At 40.6% G+C, this 21512-nt stretch carries 4 protein-coding genes; all 4 read right to left on the reverse strand.

The window, feature by feature from the left end; translation table 11 throughout:
* Positions 1-15: 15 nt before the first annotated feature.
* From LVD15_RS02940 to LVD15_RS02955, 4 genes are read right to left on the reverse strand one after another with little or no spacing between them, the layout of a single operon-like run.
* A complete protein-coding gene (locus LVD15_RS02940; RefSeq protein ID WP_233778796.1) occupies positions 16-8691 on the reverse strand; it encodes an OmpA family protein in 8676 nt (2891 codons plus the stop codon).
* A gap of 2 nt (positions 8692-8693) precedes the next feature.
* A complete protein-coding gene (locus tag LVD15_RS02945) occupies positions 8694-9656 on the reverse strand; it encodes a PorP/SprF family type IX secretion system membrane protein (RefSeq protein ID WP_370687395.1) in 963 nt (320 codons plus the stop codon).
* A 14-nt stretch (positions 9657-9670) separates the two neighbouring features.
* Entirely contained in the window at positions 9671-20644 is a 10974-nt protein-coding gene (locus LVD15_RS02950) for a BspA family leucine-rich repeat surface protein (protein ID WP_233778798.1), read from the reverse strand.
* Positions 20625-21371: a hypothetical protein gene (locus tag LVD15_RS02955; protein WP_233778799.1), complete on the reverse strand. Its 747-nt coding sequence runs from the start codon at positions 21369-21371 to the stop codon at positions 20625-20627. Before LVD15_RS02955 ends, LVD15_RS02950 begins: the two co-directional genes overlap by 20 nt.
* Positions 21372-21512 lie beyond the last annotated feature (141 nt).

A 21512-nucleotide genomic window follows, 5' to 3' on the forward strand; every position in this document is an offset into this window, starting at 1 on the left:
AATCATTTTAACACATTACTCTTCCATGAGTGCGATAAATTCAGGGAAGGTTATTTTTTCTCCATTGTAAAAAACAGCTATGTAGGCATCCTTTACTCCCCGATCTATTACTTGCTGCCTCACTTCTTCAGATTTACCGAAGGTTTCATAAGGAGTCAGGTAATAATAGTTCATTTCGTTTACTAATGTCCTTTCTACTTCTCCCAAATCTTTCAATTGATCAAAGGTAAGATCATCATTACGTCTGTAGGCACCTACTGCCACTTTAAACACCACTCCTTCTTTTTTCACCTCACCATATTTCTGCAATAATTCCTCATAGCTTGAGGCTACTCTCACCTTGGCTGACGGCTGTGTTTTTACAGGCTGAGGCTTTTTAATAGTAAGCGGCTCCATTTCTTCGACCTTCTCGGCAGCAACAAATAAGTGGAATTCACCTCTACGGTTGAGCTTATGCTGTTGCTCATTACAGCCTCCTGTAGGGCATACCACTACTGGCGCCGACTTACCGTATGATTTCGCATCTATTCTTTTCTGAGACATGCTTAACTTGCCCAGGTACGTCTCTATGGCTTTTGCACGTTTCAGCGTGAGCTTCATATTATAAGATGCACTACCTCTAATATCAGCATGTGTCGCGATCAATACATTTAATGCCGGGTACTCTTTCATTAGATTGGCTAACTTCTGCAACTGCTTGGTGTCTTCATCATCTAAAGCGTAGCTATCAAAGTCGAAATATATATTACCCAGGGTGAGGCCTTGATATTTTTCCATTTCTATCAGAGTAGCAGGATCATCCATTAACATTTGAATTGTTCCTTTACCTAAAAGTCGCTTACCAGCTTCATTTTGAATATACAACTGACCATCTTCCTCCACTATCTCCTCATGAGATTCTTGATTAATGATATAAGCCTTAGGATTACTGTTATCTACTATTACTAGTTTAGAATCTTGGTTGAGTGCCAGTAGTCGTTTTCTAGTTAAAGAAACCTCTACCGCCTGTGGACCAAAAGCATCTCTACTTACGCTAATATGCTCCTGCTGTACTGCAAAGTCATCAGATCTGATTTCCAGTTTATAAACAGATCCTTTTTGTCCTTTGAATGAAAGAAGTCCATTTTCTATACTACGCACCACTCTTTCAGCAGAAGTAGTATCGGTAATAATAAGCTGTCCTTTCTCTAATGGTTTTCTATTATCATCTAACACTATCAGAGCAACCGGAATTTGATCTTCTCCGTATGGCTCCATACCTATCTCTACCTTCTCAGCATCACCTGATACTCCTGAGTACACGCCGGACAGCTCACCTTTGCTGGCAATAGCCATGTAGGCTGAACCTTCAGGAATCTCAAAAGTGACTATGCCATTTTTGTCTGTCATGAGTGTCATGTCATCCACTAAGAAGCTAAGCACTTTCACAGATGCTTCCGCTACAGCAACACTATCAGAAAGTGTAAAGGTGTGTGCTACTATTGATTTTCTATCTCCAATGTTAGACCTTAAAATAAGCTCCAGAGGATTAGCCTTTTTAGTTTTACGATCAATTTCAATAAAGGCTGATTCTTTGGCATATTTCTCAGTGATGACCTCAACTTTATACTTGCTTCCTGGCAAACCATAGAAAGACAAGAAGCCTCTATCAAGCACTCCCGTAACTTGCTCTCCACTTTCCATATCAGTTATTATCACTTCACCCTCCGGCACTTCATCACCCCCTTCATGACGAACAATAGCAGTTACAGGAACTCTGCCTTTAGGATTTTTGATCATAGCAATAGAAATTTCTTTGCCATTATCTTCATCTGAAAGACCAGTATACATTCCTGAATAATCTCCTTTAGTGGTCATTATCAAGTAAGCAGTACCTGCAGCCATTTTAATTTCAGCCTTGCCCTCTGAATTACTTCGCAGATGAGAATCTCCAGAAGCAAAATTCAATACCTGCACCTCAGAATCATCAGCATCTTTTCCATCGATCATCAGATGCGCAGTGATGATTACCTCCTCTAATTCTGAGCTTTCTAGTTGGATGGAAGTCGGCTGAGTTGTGCCTTTTTCTTCTACAGCTAGTGCGGTGGTTACTGGTTTATAACCCGGCAAGCCTTTGGTTAAGTTGTATGAAGAACCTGGTTTACCATAGAAGGTTAAATAACCATCCTTAATCGTTCCACGGATGGTTTCTCCATTGGCATCAGCTAACTCTACTTCTCCGTCTGTTAAAGTGGTGCCTTCGGCAGTTTCTACTTTCGTGTAAACCGGTACTTTGCCGCTTGGTGTTTTTTCCAATTCTAAAGTCAGCTCTTTGCCGGCATCGGCATCAGAAAGGCCAGTGTACATGGTGGAGTAGCCACCTTTAGTTACCATGATCATATAGGCAGAACCTGGAGCCATTTTTAAACTCACTTTTCCATTGGCATCGCTCACTAAAGTAGCATCACCAGAAATGGAATTCAGCAACTGTACTTCGGCTCCTTCTACATCCTTACCATCGATCATCAGATGAGCAGTGATGATTACTTCCTCTAATTCTGAGCTTTCTAGTTGGATCGAGGTCGGCTGAGTTGTGCCTTTTTCTTCTACAGCTAGTGCGGTGGTCACTGGTTTATAACCTGGTAAGCCTTTGGTTAAGTTGTATGAAGAGCCTGGTTTACCATAGAAGGTTAAATAACCATCCTTAATCATTCCACGGATGGTTTCTCCATTGGCATCAGCTAACTCTACTTCGCCGTCTGCTAAAGTGGTGCCTTCGGCAGTTTCTACTTTCGTGTAAACCGGTACTTTGCCGCTTGGTGTTTTTTCCAATTCTAGAGTCAGCTCTTTGCCGGCATCGGCATCAGAAAGGCCAGTATACATAGTGGAATAGCCATCCTTAGTTACCATGATCATATAGGCAGAACCTGGAGCCATTTTTAAACTCACTTTGCCATTGGCATCACTCACTAGAGTAGCATCACCAGAAATGGAATTTAGCAACTGTACTTCAGCTCCTTCTACATCCTGTCCGTCTATCATCAGATGAGCAGTGATGATTACCTCCTCTAATTCTGAGCTTTCTAGTTGGATCGAGGTCGGCTGAGTTGTGCCTTTTTCTTCTACAGCTAGTGCGGTGGTCACTGGTTTATAACATGGTAAGCCTTTCGCTAAATTATAAGAAGAACCTGGTTTACCATAGAAGGTTAAATAACCATTTTTAATCGCACCGCGGATGGTTTCTCCATTGGCATCAGCTAACTCTACTTCGCCGTCTGTTAAAGTGGTGCCTTCGGCGGTTTCTACTTTCGTGTAAACCGGCACTTTGCCGCTTGGTGTTTTTTCCAATTCCAGAGTCAGCTCTTTGCCGGCATCGGCATCAGAAAGGCCAGTGTACATGGTGGAGTAGCCATCTTTAGTTACCATGATCATATAGGCAGAACCTGGAGCCATTTTTAAACTCACTTTTCCATTGGCATCGCTCACTAAAGTAGCATCACCAGAAATGGAATTCAGCAACTGTACTTCGGCTCCTTCTACATCCTTACCATCGATCATCAGATGAGCAGTGATGATTACTTCCTCTAATTCTGAGCTTTCTAGTTGGATCGAGGTCGGCTGAGTTGTGCCTTTTTCTTCTACAGCTAGTGCGGTGGTCACTGGTTTATAACCTGGTAAGCCTTTGGTTAAGTTGTATGAAGAGCCTGGTTTACCATAGAAGGTTAAATAACCATCCTTAATCGTTCCACGGATGGTTTCTCCATTGGCATCAGCTAACTCTACTTCGCCGTCTGCTAAAGTGGTGCCTTCGGCAGTTTCTACTTTCGTGTAAACCGGTACTTTGCCGCTTGGTGTTTTTTCCAATTCTAGAGTCAGCTCTTTGCCGGCATCGGCATCAGAAAGGCCAGTATACATAGTGGAATAGCCATCCTTAGTTACCATGATCATATAGGCAGAACCTGGAGCCATTTTTAAACTCACTTTGCCATTGGCATCGCTCACTAAAGTAGCATCACCAGAAATGGAATTCAGCAACTGTACTTCGGCTCCTTCTACATCCTTACCATCGATCATCAGATGAGCAGTGATGATTACTTCCTCTAATTCTGAGCTTTCTAGTTGGATCGAGGTCGGCTGAGTTGTGCCTTTTTCTTCTACAGCTAGTGCGGTGGTCACTGGTTTATAACCTGGTAAGCCTTTGGTTAAGTTGTATGAAGAGCCTGGTTTACCATAGAAGGTTAAATAACCATCCTTAATCGTTCCACGGATGGTTTCTCCATTGGCATCAGCTAACTCTACTTCGCCGTCTGCTAAAGTGGTGCCTTCGGCAGTTTCTACTTTCGTGTAAACCGGTACTTTGCCGCTTGGTGTTTTTTCCAATTCTAGAGTCAGCTCTTTGCCGGCATCGGCATCAGAAAGGCCAGTATACATAGTGGAATAGCCATCCTTAGTTACCATGATCATATAGGCAGAACCTGGAGCCATTTTTAAACTCACTTTGCCATTGGCATCGCTCACTAAAGTAGCATCACCAGAAATGGAATTCAGCAACTGTACTTCGGCTCCTTCTACATCCTTACCATCGATCATCAGATGAGCAGTGATGATTACTTCCTCTAATTCTGAGCTTTCTAGTTGGATCGAGGTCGGCTGAGTTGTGCCTTTTTCTTCTACAGCTAGTGCGGTGGTCACTGGTTTATAACCTGGTAAGCCTTTGGTTAAGTTGTATGAAGAGCCTGGTTTACCATAGAAGGTTAAATAACCATCCTTAATCGTTCCACGGATGGTTTCTCCATTGGCATCAGCTAACTCTACTTCGCCGTCTGCTAAAGTGGTGCCTTCGGCAGTTTCTACTTTCGTGTAAACCGGTACTTTGCCGCTTGGTGTTTTTTCCAATTCTAGAGTCAGCTCTTTGCCGGCATCGGCATCAGAAAGGCCAGTATACATAGTGGAATAGCCATCCTTAGTTACCATGATCATATAGGCAGAACCTGGAGCCATTTTTAAACTCACTTTGCCATTGGCGTCACTCACTAAAGTAGCATCACCAGAGATGGAATTGAGCAATTGTACTTCAGCTCCTTCTACATCCTGTCCATCGATCATCAGATGAGCAGTGATGATTACTTCCTCTAATTCTGAGCTTTCTAGTTGGATGGAAGAAGGATGAATTTCTCCATTTTCATCAACAGCCAATGATTCACCGATCGGTTGATATCCAGGAATTTGCCCTTCTATCTTATAAGAATTCCCTGGTTTGGCTTTAAAGGAAAGTATTCCATTTTTCAATTCAGCTTTTGTTCTCTCTCCGGTTTCTTCATTTACAGCATAAATATCAACTCCATCCAGTATCTGATCGCCCATGCCCTTCAGCTCAACCGATGCATCAACCAGCTGTTCTGATTCATCTTTCGTATATTGATCAAATAAATCAGCTTGTAAGCCTGCAGGATCCTGATTAGCAATGAACATGATTACTGCTTCCAACGGAAGTTTAACATATTTCATTTTGTTTGACTGTTCTTCTACTTGAGCGTTATCTAGAGTCGAGGCTGTAGCCATATCTGGAGCTTGCTGTTGTGTTGAACTATCCGCCTGTGCTAGTATAGGGGTTTCACCTCCTAAATGCTGTAGACGTATATAAGCTGGGGCTACCTTATCTGCTTTAGCTGGTATAATTACTTTTTCTTTAACAGGTAAATATTCTTCTTGCTCTACAAAAACATCATATTGCTTACCCTGAGCACCCAAAAACTTCAGCTCATTGTTTACAAAATCAGCTTTAACCTCCTTTCCTGTCTCTCTCTCTTTTACTTTCAAGCTGGCAGGATCAATAGGAGTTCCTTCTTCATTATCTACCTTAACCGCTACAGGCACTTGTTTCACCAGCTGAATGGTAGGCAACTCACTTAGGTCTCTATTTAAAGGAAAGTCAGATTTAGCTGTTGCTTCTTGTGGCAGGTAATTATCTGCAGAAACTATTAGTTTATATTCATGACCTTCCTCTACAGGAAAAGTCAAAAGACCATTCTCTATGGTTCCATCAATTTGTTCATTGTTAGTAAGATCAAGAATTTGAGCAGTGGCATTTGGTATTACCTTACCATTCTGATCTGTAACTACCTGCAATAAATTAGTATTAACAGGAGGGTTTTTACTTAATATCAATTGCTGAAGTACTTTGTTTTCAGCAATGCCCGCATACTCTCCTTTCCAGCCGTCCTTTTCACCAGAAATGATATAGGCCTCTCCCTGAGGAACCTCAAAATATACCATGCCATTTTCATCTGAAAGCAGCCTTTCTGATCCTGAAAAACGCACTAGCTCAAGGTTGGCATTAGGCACCAAGCTATTATCATCTTCTTTGATTACTTCAATAGTTACCAATTCATCATCAGTAGCTTCATTTCTCAGGGTTAGTGCAATATATTGCTTCTGATTATCATTAATTTTCACTTCCCTTTCCAGCAATTCATACCCTTCAGCTTCTACCTGCACTTTATAGTCGCCATTCATCTCTCCCAGGAAGCTACTAAGACCATACTGGTTTTTCAGTTCTACTTTCTCTCCAGTTTCTTCATTTATCAATGTGATTTTAGCTGTCTCAATAGCCCTGCCTTCACTATCCCTAATCATTAAAATGCGGGGCGCTCCTGCCCGTTGCTCTGCAGAAACATAGACTGTATCTCCTTCTACTGAAATAAAATCAGGATTATCAGCAATGAAACCGTACTCCATACCTACCAGATCACCATTAGAGGCCACTAGCATGTATGGCGCGCCAACGGGAATCAGAAAGTTTACTTCTCCGCTTTCATTAGTGATGTCGTTCTGATCAACCCCCAGTGGATTCATAGCATCCACATTCATATTATTTAAGAGTTTTCCTGACGATTTATCAATAATATACCCTCTGAGCATCACAAAGGCTGGTTGCTCCTTGACCACCCATTCCCAGTTTTTTACATCTTCCTCTTCACTACTCAAGGTTAAGGTGGTACTCACTACCGCCTTGCCTGGTGTTACTGCCTGTATTTTGTATTGATGTCCTTTTACCCCTTCAAACTTAACCAGTGAACCGGCTATCTCTCCGGGTACTTTCTTGCCTGTGGTGACATCAATAATTTCTATATCTGACAGCTCTCTGGGTAAGCCTTTTTCATTGGCAATATTACCCAGGCACAGTACACTTTCTTCATCATCAAAAGCCTGTACAGGGTGAATAATATGCTCTACATCTTCCACAGTACTGGCTATGCCTGATATAATTCCTGTCTTTCCGTCTTTTTTAGCAATTAAAATATAGGCCGTTTGGTCTGGCAGCTCAAATAATACTGTGCCATCTTCATCAGCTTTCAACTGAATATTATCATCAGTTGTAATCACCTCTACTTCAGCTCCTGGTAATGACACACCTGAAGCTGCACTCATTACCTGTGCTCCCATATTAATCTCTTGAGAGCTTCTATCAAACCGGAAAATATCATCATTACCCGCACGAGTAGATGAGAAATATCCACTTTTATGATCCTTAGTTATGAAAGCGAAATCATCCTTGTTAGAATTAATCGGGTACCCCAGGTTTTCTGGTTGATCAAAACCAGCCATTCCCCACTTACTTTTAAAAATATCTAAGCCTCCCAGTCCGCCATGCCCATCAGAGCCAAAGTACAAGGTATTATCTACATAATATGGAAAAACTTCATTTCCCGGAGTATTCACGGTAGGCCCAAGGTTCATGGGCTCACTCCATATTCCTTTATACCTTCGAGAAACATAAATATCTGTACCTCCATAGCCCCCGGGCATATCAGACACAAAATATAACACATTTCCTTCTTCAGAAATATTAGGATGCGCAAAGGAATAGCTATAATTATTGAGTGCTAAAGGTTCTATTTTTAGGTTTTTGGCATCACCAGACAGATCTACTTCAAAGAGTTTTAGGTTAGAGATGAATATGTCATTAAGCCCTTTTATTTTGCTTTGAGAGTTTCTGTTAATGATCATTTTGGTACCATCAGCGTAGACAGATGCGGGGCCATCATGCATATCTGTTACCAGGTGCCTGTTCAGTAATTCAGGGGTATTTAAAGAACCATCTGGCGCAAATGGAGAATAGTATAAATTCAAATAGAATGAATCATCCCAGTAATACTTCTTATGAGACAGCAGCCTTGACCTTGAAGCAGTGAAAATGAGTCCATCTTTATAATATACAGGCGCAAACTCAGGGTCCTCAGTATTAAGCATGGGCTTCACGGTCACTTGTGAGGAATCAGTAAGGTATTGAGGCGAATTTCTGATATTGAGCAATAATGACCGCGCTACTTCTGCTGCAGGCTCTCGATTAAGATATTTCTGAAGCTCATGTTCAGCTTCCTTTTTATGGCCCATCTGCACGAGCTGACGGATATAGTAAAAGGTGTCTTCTTCTGTAAAAGCAGCTCCTTTACTCAGCGCCTTATCATACCATTCTTCAGCCTTTTTAAATTGATTGGCCTTTGCATACGACTTAGCCACTTGTAGCATGACAGCACTAGAGTCAGATGAATTTTTTATAGCCCGCTCATAATACTGAGCAGCACTAACATAGTTATGGTATTTAAATAAGGAATCAGCTAAAACCTGATAAGCATGTTGACTATGCTGCGCATTTACTTTTACAGCAGTAACAAAAACAAGTAGCAAAAAAATAAACTGTCGCTTCAAAACTAAAAATATCTAGGTGACCTGATAATATGTGCATCTTTGCTGATGCGATAATTCAAAACAAATTCATGAGTTCCCCACCTATTAAAGGTGTTGATGGAGTATCCGTAGGAGTAACCAAAAGCCAGCTGATTGGTAATATTTACTTCCAGCAAGCCAGAAACAGCATTATCTAAGCTGTAAGAAACCCCGACACTGCCCAAATCTCTAAAAAATACATTGACATTAATGTCATAATGTATAGGGCCTCCTTCTACCCATCTTAGCAATACGTTGGGCTTAAGTTTTAAATCATGATTAAGATCAAACACATGACCTGCAGTAAGAAAATAATGACGGTGCTCGGCTTCTATTTCCTGATCATTACTCTTCCATTTATTATTCACCACGGTAGGCATGGCTATTCCCACGTAAGTGGTTTTAGAGTAATAATAAACTCCTAAGCCCAGGTTAGGCATTAAATCTCCCTCATTAGCCATGAAGGTAGGGTCAACGGTATTACCTTGAGTTACTATATCCAAATCAGCCAGATTAGCCCTATAATAAGAAAGGCCCAGCTGCCCACCCATGGCTATTCTACCATGTGCAGAAACAGGAATATAATATGAGTAAGTGCCATTTAAAGTGGTCTGACTTAGCACTCCGGCCTGATCATGCACCAACATACCTCCTACAGAAGAGCGTGAAAACTTCACGGGAGTATGCATAGAAAAAAGCTGCGTTTCCGGAGCTCCTTTTATGCCAGTCCACTGACTTCTATAAGCAGCTGTAAAAGCCATAGCCTTCTGACTGCCAGTATAAGCCGGGTTAACCACCAGTCCATTAAACATATACTGTGTATAAGTAGGACTCCTTTGTGCTTCTACCTGCTTAGTGCCTAGTAGAAACATGCCCAATAACATAAAAAATAAAATAAGCCTTCTCGAAGCAAAAAGTGACGAGTGCTTTCGGGTTAATAACAACATATAGACCTTTCTATTTAATGAACAATAGTAACATATCCACTTAATGGCTTACCAGAGCCTAAGCTTATGATGTAGTAATATGTACCATCATCCAGTGTGTTTCCTGATTCCTGACCTGTATTTCCTCTACCATCCCATCCCTGGGCGTTTTCATAATTATCTTTCTTGTACACTAATAGCCCCCATCGGTCATATACCTTTATTGAGCTATTGAACATTTCGATATTTCTAATGAACCAGGTATCATTGTTTCCATCATTGTTTGGTGAAAATCCTTGTGATATTTCCAGCGGTTCGTATTCATAATTTAAGTACACTGTGGCACTGTCAGTAAGTCCGTAAGAATCAGATATGGTGTAAGTAAAGGTATCTTCACCTATGCCGCTTCCATCAGGGTAGTACACTATATAATCTCCTTCTATGACTACTCTACCATGAGCCGGACCAGTAACACTAACAATAGTGATCACATCACCTGCATCCGGATCGCTATCATTTTCTAATACATAAATGATTATAGGATCCAAGTTGGTCACTATATATGTACCATCATCTACCGCCACCGGGGCATTGTTAGCTCTATTGACACTAATACTCACCGTGGCCACATTTGAAGTGATTCCCGCTTCATTATTTACGGTATAAGTAAACTGATCTGTACCCTCATAATCATCGGTTGGCACATATGTAACCGTACCATCAGCCTCTATCTGCACGGTACCGTTTAGAGGAGCACTTATTATAACTATGCTGCTGACATCTAATGCATAAGCTACATCATAGTCATTATCAAGAATATCAATATTGATTGTCTCATTAAGAGTAATAACGATATTATCATCCTGAGCAACAGGGGCACTAATTTCTATTACCGTAATACCCAGCGTGCCATTTGTGGTATGCACACCATCACTTACTGTAAATGTAATTGTGGGCACAGATCCATAATAAGACTCCTCAGGGTCGAAAACATAACTTCCATCACTTTCGATTGTAACCTGACCTTCTGTTATATCTGCGGTTTGACCAGCAGTATAATTAGATCCGCCTATTGAAAAACCAGTAATTGATAATGCATCTCCATCAGGATCACTGGCCTGACTTAATACACCATTTGTTGCAGTTACGGTAAGCCCTTCATTTTGTAAAGTACTATTTGTATAGTTCTGAACTATTGGATCTTCATCATTCAAATTTCTGATCGTTACCGTCCAATTGATTGAAGAAGCATTATGATCTTCATCTGTGGCTGTAATCTGAACCTGATATACATTGTCCTCATCATCATCCTCAGGATCTTCATAATCCTGAGCCGGAAGTGATACTACACCAGTGGATGAGTTAATGCTAAATAGCGATCCATCATCACCGCCAGAAATAGTATAAGTTATATCTCCAATATATGACCCTGTTATGCTTTGTGAGGCCGAGGTATAGGCGCTATTTTCATCAATTATCACATCAGAAACTGAATTAATGGTAAAAATCTCGATTTCTACTATATTATTTACTGTCACCGTCCAGTCGGTAGAAGCAGTATTACCGTCTTCATCGGTTGCTGTAATTTGTATTTCGTAAACATTGTCCTCATCGTCATCGGCTGGGTTTTCATAATCCTGAGCGGATAGTGATACCACACCAGTAGATGCATTGATACTGAACAAGCTCGCATCTGCGCCCCCAGAGATTGTATAAGTAACATCTCCGATTGGTGAGCCAGTAATGCTTTGCGCTGAAGAGGAATATGCAGTGTTTTCATTCACACTCGCATCAGAGACCGCTGTAATACTAAATGTAGCATCTTCTTTTACATCATTTACTGTTACTGTCCAGCTGGCCGAAGCAGTATTACCATCTTCATCGGTTGCTGTAATTTGTATTTCGTAAACGTTGTCTTCGTCGTCATCGGCTGGGTTTTCATAATCCTGAGCGGATAGTGATACCACGCCAGTAGAAGCATTGATACTGAACAAGCTCGCATCAGAGCCGCCAGAGATTGTATAAGTAACATCTCCGATTGGTGAGCCAGTAATGCTTTGCGCTGAAGAGGAATATGCAGTGTTTTCATTCACACTCGCATCAGAGACCGCTGTAATAATAAATGTAGCATCTTCTTTTACATCATTTACTGTTACTGTCCAGCTGGCTGAAGCAGTATTACCATCTTCATCTGTTGCTGTGATTTGTATTTCGTAAACGTTGTCCTCGTCATCATCGGCTGGGTTTTCATAATCCTGAGCGGATAGTGATACCACACCAGTAGATGCATTGATACTGAACAAGCTCGCATCTGCGCCCCCTGAGATTGTATAAGTAACATCTCCGATTGGTGAGCCAGTAATGCTTTGCGCTGAAGAGGAATATGCGGCGTTTTCATTCACACTCGCATCAGAGACCGCTGTAATAATAAATGTAGCATCTTCTTTTACATCATTTACTGTTACTGTCCAGCTGGCTGAAGCAGTATTACCATCTTCATCTGTTGCTGTGATTTGTATTTCATAAACGTTGTCCTCGTCATCATCGGCTGGGTTTTCATAATCCTGAGCGGATAGTGATACCACACCAGTAGATGCATTGATACTGAACAAGCTGGCATCAGAGCCGCCAGAGATTGTATAAGTAACATCTCCGATTGGTGAGCCGGTAATGCTTTGTGCTGAAGAGGAATATGCTATATTTTCATTCACATTAGCATCAGCTACTGCATCGATAGTAAATGTAGCCGTTTCAGTTACATCATTTACCGTTACTGTCCAGTCCGTTGAAGCGGTATTGCCGTCTTCATCTGTTGCTGTAATTTGTATTTCGTAAACATTGTCCTCGTCGTCATCGGCTGGGTTTTCATAATCCTGAGCGGATAGTGATACCACACCAGTAGAAGCATTGATACTGAACAAACTGGCATCTGCGCCGCCAGAGATTGTATAAGTAACATCTCCGATTGGTGAGCCAGTAATGCTTTGCGCTGAAGAGGAATATGCTGTATTTTCATTTACACTTGCATCAGATACGGCATCGATAGTAAATGTGGCCGATTCGCCTACATCATTTACTGTTACCGTCCAGTCCGTTGAGGCTGTATTCCCATCTTCATCGGTTGCTGTAATTTGTATTTCGTAAACATTGTCCTCATCATCATCGGCCGGGTTTTCATAATCCTGAGCGGACAGTGATACCACGCCAGAAGAAGCATTGATACTGAACAAGCTGGCATCTGCGCCGCCAGAGATTGTATAAGTAACATCTCCGATTGGTGAGCCGGTAATGCTTTGTGCTGAAGAGGAATATGCTATATTTTCATTCACACTAGCATCAGCTACTGCATCGATAGTAAATGTAGCCGTTTCAGCTACATCATTTACCGTTACTGTCCAGTCCGTTGAAGCGGTATTGCCGTCTTCATCTGTTGCTGTGATTTGTATTTCGTAAACGTTGTCCTCGTCATCATCGGCTGGGTTTTCATAATCCTGAGCGGATAGTGATACCACACCAGTAGATGCATTGATACTGAACAAGCTCGCATCTGCGCCCCCAGAGATTGTATAAGTAACATCTCCGATTGGTGAGCCAGTAATGCTTTGCGCTGAAGAGGAATATGCAGTGTTTTCATTCACACTCGCATCAGAGACCGCTGTAATAATAAATGTAGCATCTTCTTTTACATCATTTACTGTTACTGTCCAGCTGGCTGAAGCAGTATTACCATCTTCATCTGTTGCTGTGATTTGTATTTCGTAAACGTTGTCCTCGTCATCATCGGCTGGGTTTTCATAATCCTGAGCGGATAGTGATACCACACCAGTAGATGCATTGATACTGAACAAGCTCGCATCTGCGCCCCCAGAGATTGTATAAGTAACATCTCCGATTGGTGAGCCAGTAATGCTTTGCGCTGAAGAGGAATATGCAGTGTTTTCATTCACACTCGCATCAGAGACCGCTGTAATACTAAATGTAGCATCTTCTTTTACATCATTTACTGTTACTGTCCAGCTGGCCGAAGCAGTATTACCATCTTCATCTGTTGCTGTGATTTGTATTTCATAAACGTTGTCCTCGTCATCATCGGCTGGGTTTTCATAATCCTGAGCGGATAGTGATACCACACCAGTAGATGCATTGATACTGAACAAGCTCGCATCTGCGCCCCCAGAGATTGTATAAGTAACATCTCCGATTGGTGAGCCAGTAATGCTTTGCGCTGAAGAGGAATATGCAGTGTTTTCATTCACACTCGCATCAGAGACCGCTGTAATACTAAATGTAGCATCTTCTTTTACATCATTTACTGTTACTGTCCAGTCAGTGGAATTAGTATTTCCATTTTCATCGGTAGCAGTAATCTCTACTTCATACTCGTTATCTGAATCTTCATCAGCAGGATCTTCATAGTTTTGTTTAGATAAAGATACTACACCGGTCTTATCATTTATACTAAATAATGCGCCATCAGCCCCTCCAAGGGTATAAGTTAAAGATCCATTGTAACTACCTGATATGGATGGCGTACCGCTAGTATACACGGTGTTTTCATCTATATCTACATCGGCTATATCATCTATGGTAAATTTAAAACAGCTTGATGCAGAAAGTGCATCTCCTGAAATAGTCCAGCCTTGATCATCAATTAAAGCATCTCGCGCATCTTCTGCATGGGTTGCATATGTTAGGTTATTAGCTCCTAGAGTTCTATCTGTTACGGTGGGATTATTAGTTTGCCAGCCTATGAGTGTAGCTGAGTAATTAATACAATCTAGTCCTGCACGTTCAAGCATACTAGTCATATTTACTTCTGAGTTTAACTCCCAACTGCCCAAGTCCTGATTAAATCTGCCATTCAAATAAAACATAGTACTCATGTTTGTAACATGACTCACATCCCAAGAACTTATATCTTGATTAAATTGGCCTCTATAAAACATAGACCTCATGTTAGTAACATTACTTACATCCCAACTAGAAATGTCTTGATTAAAATTAATTGTTGGTTCATTGCAAGCACAAAACATAGATGACATATCAGTCACATGACCTACCTTCCAATTGCTTATATCCTGATTAAAATTGGTTGCATTACGAAACATTTGTGACATATTGGTCACATTTTCCACATTCCAGTTGCCAATGGATTGATTATATGCATGAGCACCACTAAAAAGACTGCTCATATTTGTAACGTTGCTAACGTCCCAACTAGACAATGATTGATTGAACACCGAGGCTCCATTTAACAGGGCTCTCATACTGGTTACACTACTAACATCCCAACCGTTTAGAGGCTGATTGAATGTACTAGCTTCATAGAATAAGAGGTCCATATTGGTGATTGTACTTACATCCCAGTGATTTAAATTATCATTAAGTACTGAAGCCCGAGCAAACATATAGGACATATCCGTAACTCCACTGAGGTCAGGAGCATCAACTGCATTAACTCTTAGGTTAGAGCATCCATAAAACGCTCTTTGCATGCTAGTCCAAGCAATATTCCCCCACTGCTCAACAGTCAGTATTTTTTCTCTATCCCCATCATTGTTAAAATAAATCCGAGGGAAACCACCTGTAATGGACACAGTATAAGTTCCTGCTGCGGCATAATCGTGAGAGATATTTCCAGTAACATGGGTATTACTGCTTCCATCTCCCCAGTATACTGTATAATCATATCCTCCGCCTGTGGTAGGAATAGTGATCGCTTCATTTGCTACTGTGGTTTGCCAAGTGGTAACAAAAGCATCAAATACCGTTACCGACCAACCTTCGGTGTAATAATTTCCATTCTGATCAGTTGCTGTTATACTAACCTCATAGATATTATCCGAATTACTATCTACTGGATTAGTCCTACTTCTAGGTACCATAGAGACTACTCCATTGGCATCTATGGTAAAAGCAGCTGCATCTTTTCCACCCAGGCTATAACTTAACGTTCCAACTGGTGTTCCGGAAACAACGGGTGTTGGCGAAGAGTAGGCCACACCCTCACCAATCAATACATCTTTTATCTCCTCAATTTCAAACAGAGAGCATACAGAGCTTTTGACATTATCATTAATAATCTGCCACCCTTGATTATTAATTAATTTATTGCGGGCATTTGCAGCATCGGAGCCATAAACAAGACCATCTGCACCTAATATGCGATTTGTTACGGAAGAATTATTGGTAAGCCACCCATTAAGTGTGGCAGAATAATTCATGCAGCTTAATCCAGAATTTGAAAGCATTTGATCAAGGTTAACAGCGGAATTTAAAAGCCAACTACCTAAGTCCTGATTGAAAGAAGAGGCAACGCTAAACATTTGTGTCATATCAGCAACTTTCGATACATTCCAGTTTCTTATATCCTGGTTAAAAGATGTGGCTTCTCTAAACATTTGTGCCATATTTGTAACGCTAGCCACATTCCAATTGCTAATATCTTGGTTAAATGAGGAAGCGCTTTTAAACATTCTTTGCATATCAGTCACTTTCTCCACATTCCACCCTGATACATTCCCGTCGAAAGAGGTGGCTGAGTAAAACATGAATGCCATGTTTTCAACATTATCTATAGTCCAACTACTTAAAGATTGGTTAAAAGCTTCAGCTCCAGCAAACATTGCCTCCATTTCGGTAACATTACTTACGTCCCAATGGTCAATGGAACTATTGAAGTTGCTTGCTCCGCTAAACATATCAGTTAAAACTGTTACGTTGCTTAAGTCCGGGGCGTCGGTAGCAGGCACAGTTAAATTTTTACACCCTAAAAATGCGCCCTTCATACTGCTCCATGATATTTGCCCCCACTGTTCTACTGTAAGCAATTTTTCAGCGTTGGTAACATTACTTTCTGAAAATGAGATTTGAGGAAAATCGCCGGATATATATACTTTATAATTACCTGCCGAGCTATAAGTATGCGTAGCATCTCCTGTTTGGTTGAGGTCAGATGATCCATCGCCCCAGTCTATATTATAATCATATCCTGCCCCTGTGGTCGGAATAGTGATGTTCTCATTGGCAGTAGTGGTTTGCCAAGTGGTAATGAAGCTGCCAAGAATAGTAATATTTACATCCTTCTTGTCTGTAGCATTTTCTTTATCCGTAACTCGCACCTGGACCTCATATATATTATCGCCATTGCTATCATTCGGAGAAGCAAATTCTGGTGCAATATTGAAAGAGAGCTCTTGTGTGGAAGAGCTAATGCTAAATAGCGCTGCATCAGCTCCACCACTAATGTCATATGTATGAACATCTCCCGTAGCCAAATCCGGATCTATAGCAATGATTTTCATTACTATTTTTTGATTTTCAAAAACTGATGTGTCTTTCTGCACTATTTGGGGCGTATCGTTTACAGGTGTGACATTAATTGTCATGGTATAAGACTTACTATATTCAGTGGCACTATGACCACTGTTATCTTTCACTTTAAAAGTAAAAGAACTGTAAGGTGCACCAAATTCGTCTGCAGATGGAATGAAAGTAAGCAGACTGGGATTTTGATAATCGGTATTAACCTCAGCATTAGCCCCATTATACTTTAAAGTTCCTTTAGAGGGTAAACTCTTCAGTTGAAACGCACTCATCAAGTCCCCATCTACATCTTTGAAATCAAATTCTGAGGCACTAAATTCATGGGGAATATCCTCAAGGGTCGTAATGCTATTGTCTTTAGAAGTTGGTGCATCAGGGACCGATCTTACATGAATGGTTAATGTAAATACTTTAGTGCTCCATACATTATTGGCACTTCTTATTTTATAACTGAAAGAGGCATAGTTAGTGCCGTAATCATTAGCATCAGGTGTAAATTTCAAACCTCCTGAAAACACATTCTCTCCAACAATTCCACCACTGAAGGTTCCCTTCCCACTAAAGCCAGTAATTTTGAAATTTTGGAAAAAATCACCATCTGCATCATAATAACCAATAGTAGAACCTGTAAAGGTTAAAGTTTCATCTTCATCGATAGTGATTTCAAAAATGGTAGCTATTGGCGGATCCTCTACGGCATTAACACTTATTGTAATAGTGTAGGAAGATTCACTATATTGGGTAGCAGCGTCATTGCTATCGTCTTTTACTTTGAAAGTGAATGAAGCATAATTTTCACCATATTCATCCTCATCTGCTATAAAAGTAAGCAGACTAGGATTTGCGTAATCTTTACCAACCTCCGCATTAACACCATTATACTTTAAAGTTCCTTTAGATGGCAAACTTTGCAGTTGAAGCGCACTCATCGAGTCTCCATCTACATCTTTGAAATTAAATTCTGAGGCACTAAATTTATAGGCCACATCTTCATCAGCAGTAATGCTATTGTCTTTAGATGTTGGTGCATCAGGTACAGGCGTTACATTGAATGTAATGGTATGGTTCTTACTCAGATTATCATTCAATGGATAGCTGTATAATTCTTGAACCTCTTTTAAAGTCAACACCTTATCATATAGCAACACGTTATCTAGAGTTCCATTTAAATACTCAGCATCAGGAGCGGAAATAGTGTGTCCGATTAAAAGATTAAGTGCTTCATCAAAGGCACCTGAAAATGAGCCCCCCTTGGTTCGTTTTACTCCATCCAGATAAATATTGTGATTGCCACCATCTACCACTAATACTATATGGTTATAGCTACCCACGTTGTGACTTGTGGTAGTGCTAGACCTGGCAGATGCCCCCCCCGAGGTCATCCAAGAAAACCAAGTCTGACCATTATTTCTTAAAGAAAGCCCCCACGATGCTTTGCCGCTTTCTATGGCTGCCGGATTTGTAGCTGTTGCTATTACAGACCGATCTCCCCCTGCAATTTGCACCCACGCAGAGATAGAAAATGTATTATTGTTGGTGAAAAAGTCCTTTTGAGGACCCAGATTTATATAATCATTTACACCATCAAATGCTGCAGCTATTCCTGTATCATTATAACCTACACTGTATGTAAGGTCTCCGTTAACGGTACCATCATGCCCGTGGCCCGAATAATCCTTAGCATCTCCATTAAGAGGATAGTAGCCCATCAGGCCATCGGTATTACCTGTTGATCCTCCATCGTCTTTTACCTGAAAAGTAAAGGAGGTGTAGCCAGTACCATTTTCATCTGCGGCTGGCTCAAAAGAAAGCAGTGACCTATCTGTATAATAAACGAAAGCTTTTGCTGCTACCCCATCATACTTTAGCGTACCTTTTTCAGGCAGAGCGGTAATAATGAATGATTCATAGTTGTCGCCATCATCGTCTGAGAAGGTAATATCTTTAGCTGAAAAACTGTAGCTTTTATCTTCATCCATAGTAATAGTCTGATCTGAAGAGACAGGACTCTTATAGACTTTTTCTATGGTAATGCTAAAAGTAACATGAGCTGAAGAGTCCACTCCGCCATGAGCAGTTCCACCATTATCTTTCAAGACCACATCCACAACAGCCACTCCAGAAGCGTCATTAGCTGGCGTATAAGTTAATGTGCCATTAGCATCAATTGCGGGAGGTACACTAAATAATGCTGTATTATCATTAGACAAATTAAAATTTAAAGATTGCGAAGTTTCTTCAGCCGATCCTTTCTTAATTTCAGTCGCCCAATTTTTAATCTCTTGTGCTCCTGCCCCTTCAATTGTTCTTTGGTTGGCACCGGCAGTAAAAGATGGTGCATCATTAATTTCATAGCCTAGCGTAATATATCTGGTACTGTTGGCTGGTATTAGCGATGTGGATATCCCTGTAATACTTATCAGGCCGGTATTATTAGAAAAAGTAATACCATCTGCAGCTCTAACTATTGTTGCATCAGTGAAGTCTCCATCATCATCAATTAACAAAAATAATTTATCGGCATTGATAGTTTTAAGATCATTTATATTGGCGACCTTCATATCCAGACTGTAATTATCTAAAAAATTGGTATTTACCAATTTCCACTCTCGTTCTATTCTGGCATTACCATCTGGCAAGTCTAGATTACCTGCTGAGGTAGTATGCATAGCCCCTCCATCATGAGCCAGAATAATGGATGAAATGTCATTGGAAATTGTTGAGGAATTTGCTCTATTAGTGACTTCCAGTGTTCCCAGGTAAATCCGAGTAGAATCGTCTGCTGTTTTAGATTGCTTTTGATATAAACTGCTGGCGTCATCTCGGGTTACATTCAAGACATCAACATTGTAGTTAGCATCAGCAGCCCTCAAGGTAGTGCCATCGCTGGCCAGATATGATCTTGTTTTATCAAGTACCACTCCATACTTAAGAGCCATGTAAGATTCTAATTTTGCACGCTCGGTGTCAGATAATTTGTCATTGACCATAATTATTTCAGCAAGTTTTCCATAAAAATACCTGCCTCCATCATTGTCTATTGCAGCGCTTTTGGATGATCTACCTATCGTGAATGGTCCGGAACTACCATCATGCGTAGGGCTGGAAGCGATGACTGAACTCGACATGCTTTCTAATGATGGGATGGCTACTGATTCTATCGTTTCGCCATTAATTATTAATGATTGTGTATTTGTAAAATCATATTCTACCCCAACAACTACTGACTTCGCGATCTTTTCATTAAGAGGTGACTTACTTGTTGCTACACCGTGGAAATCCGTAGGGCTGTAAAACAAATAAGCATCAGAACCTACAGCAACACCATAACCTTCATTACCTAAAAAACCATGATCTATTACATAAGGGGATGTTTTTAAAGGATCATCATAAGGTTCTACCACCATATATATGGATAAGGCAGCACCTGTTCCATATATAAAATCATCATAAAAATCCAGCGCGTCGTCACTTCCGTCAAATTCAATAGCAGGGTTATAATTGATACCTTCAGCCAAAAAGGTAGGAGGTGTATTAAGCTGATGAGAAGTAGCTGCATTTGATCGGTAACCAGACCTGTCTTTCCATGACAATACCTGATCACCATCCTGTGCTTCACTCATACCTGCCTTGTACGAGTTTTTATCTTTATACACATACTGATCAGCTTTGAGCCAAAGCACTACAGGAGAAGTCAAGCCAGCTAAGCCCCCCCCCTTCTATATTTACATTTAGTACATAGTCACTAGCACTATATTCATTTCCATTGTACACTTTAAAAGTAAAGCTAGAATACGCAGAACCATCTTCATTTTGCAATGGAGAATAAGTCAATTTACTTATATTCGCTTCGGCTATTTCAAAATCCAATCCTGAAATCTCTGAAGCAGTTAGCTGTGAGCCGTTATAAGAGAGGGTTCCTTTTGAGGGCAAACTAGTGATAAGGATACCCGCAAAAGGATTCCCATCAGGGTCATTAAAATCACTCGAGAAATCAGTAGAACTAAATGTTTTAGTGGTGTTCTCCGCCATATAAATATCCGTGTCTTCAGCTGTAGGACTATGGCTAGTGAGCAAAAAAAAGGCAGATTCATGAATTCTATCATATTCAACAATTATTTGACCCACACTTTTGGAAAAGTTTAATAATTGAAGGCTGTCTTCGACTCCCCCTCTTACAAGTCCCAAAGGTGAAATAACATCACCTGAATGAATTGACCTGTCAAGGATAGTTTTCACATCTTCTTTAGAAATCATACTCTCATTATTAGAAATATAATGACTCCTTTTAAAGGAAAATATGCCGATATCCTCATAATCAGCATAATGTTGGTTTTTATTGGCTAGCTGCGCATAAACTATATTTTGTAAAGAAACAAGCAATGCAAACGTGGAAATAACGTTTATCATTTTAAAAAAAGATCTTTGAGATATGCCTAGTATAAATTTATTTACTATCATGAGTTTCAGGTCCAGCACCTCAAGAGAGGCGCTTATGATAAAATACTGCTTTAGTAATTTAAAGTGTTGATTTGGTTAAAGCTGAAAATC

This window comes from Fulvivirga maritima, assembly GCF_021389955.1.
In the GTDB taxonomy this organism is placed as follows: Bacteria; Bacteroidota; Bacteroidia; order Cytophagales; family Cyclobacteriaceae; genus Fulvivirga; species Fulvivirga maritima.

What these genes read in the sequence shown, in the direction of transcription:
- LVD15_RS02945 (WP_370687395.1), bottom strand. Translation starts at nt 9,656, where the DNA reads ATGTTGTTATTAACCCGAAAGCACTCGTCACTTTTTGCTTCGAGAAGG.
- LVD15_RS02955 (WP_233778799.1), bottom strand. Translation starts at nt 21,371, where the DNA reads ATGATAAACGTTATTTCCACGTTTGCATTGCTTGTTTCTTTACAAAAT.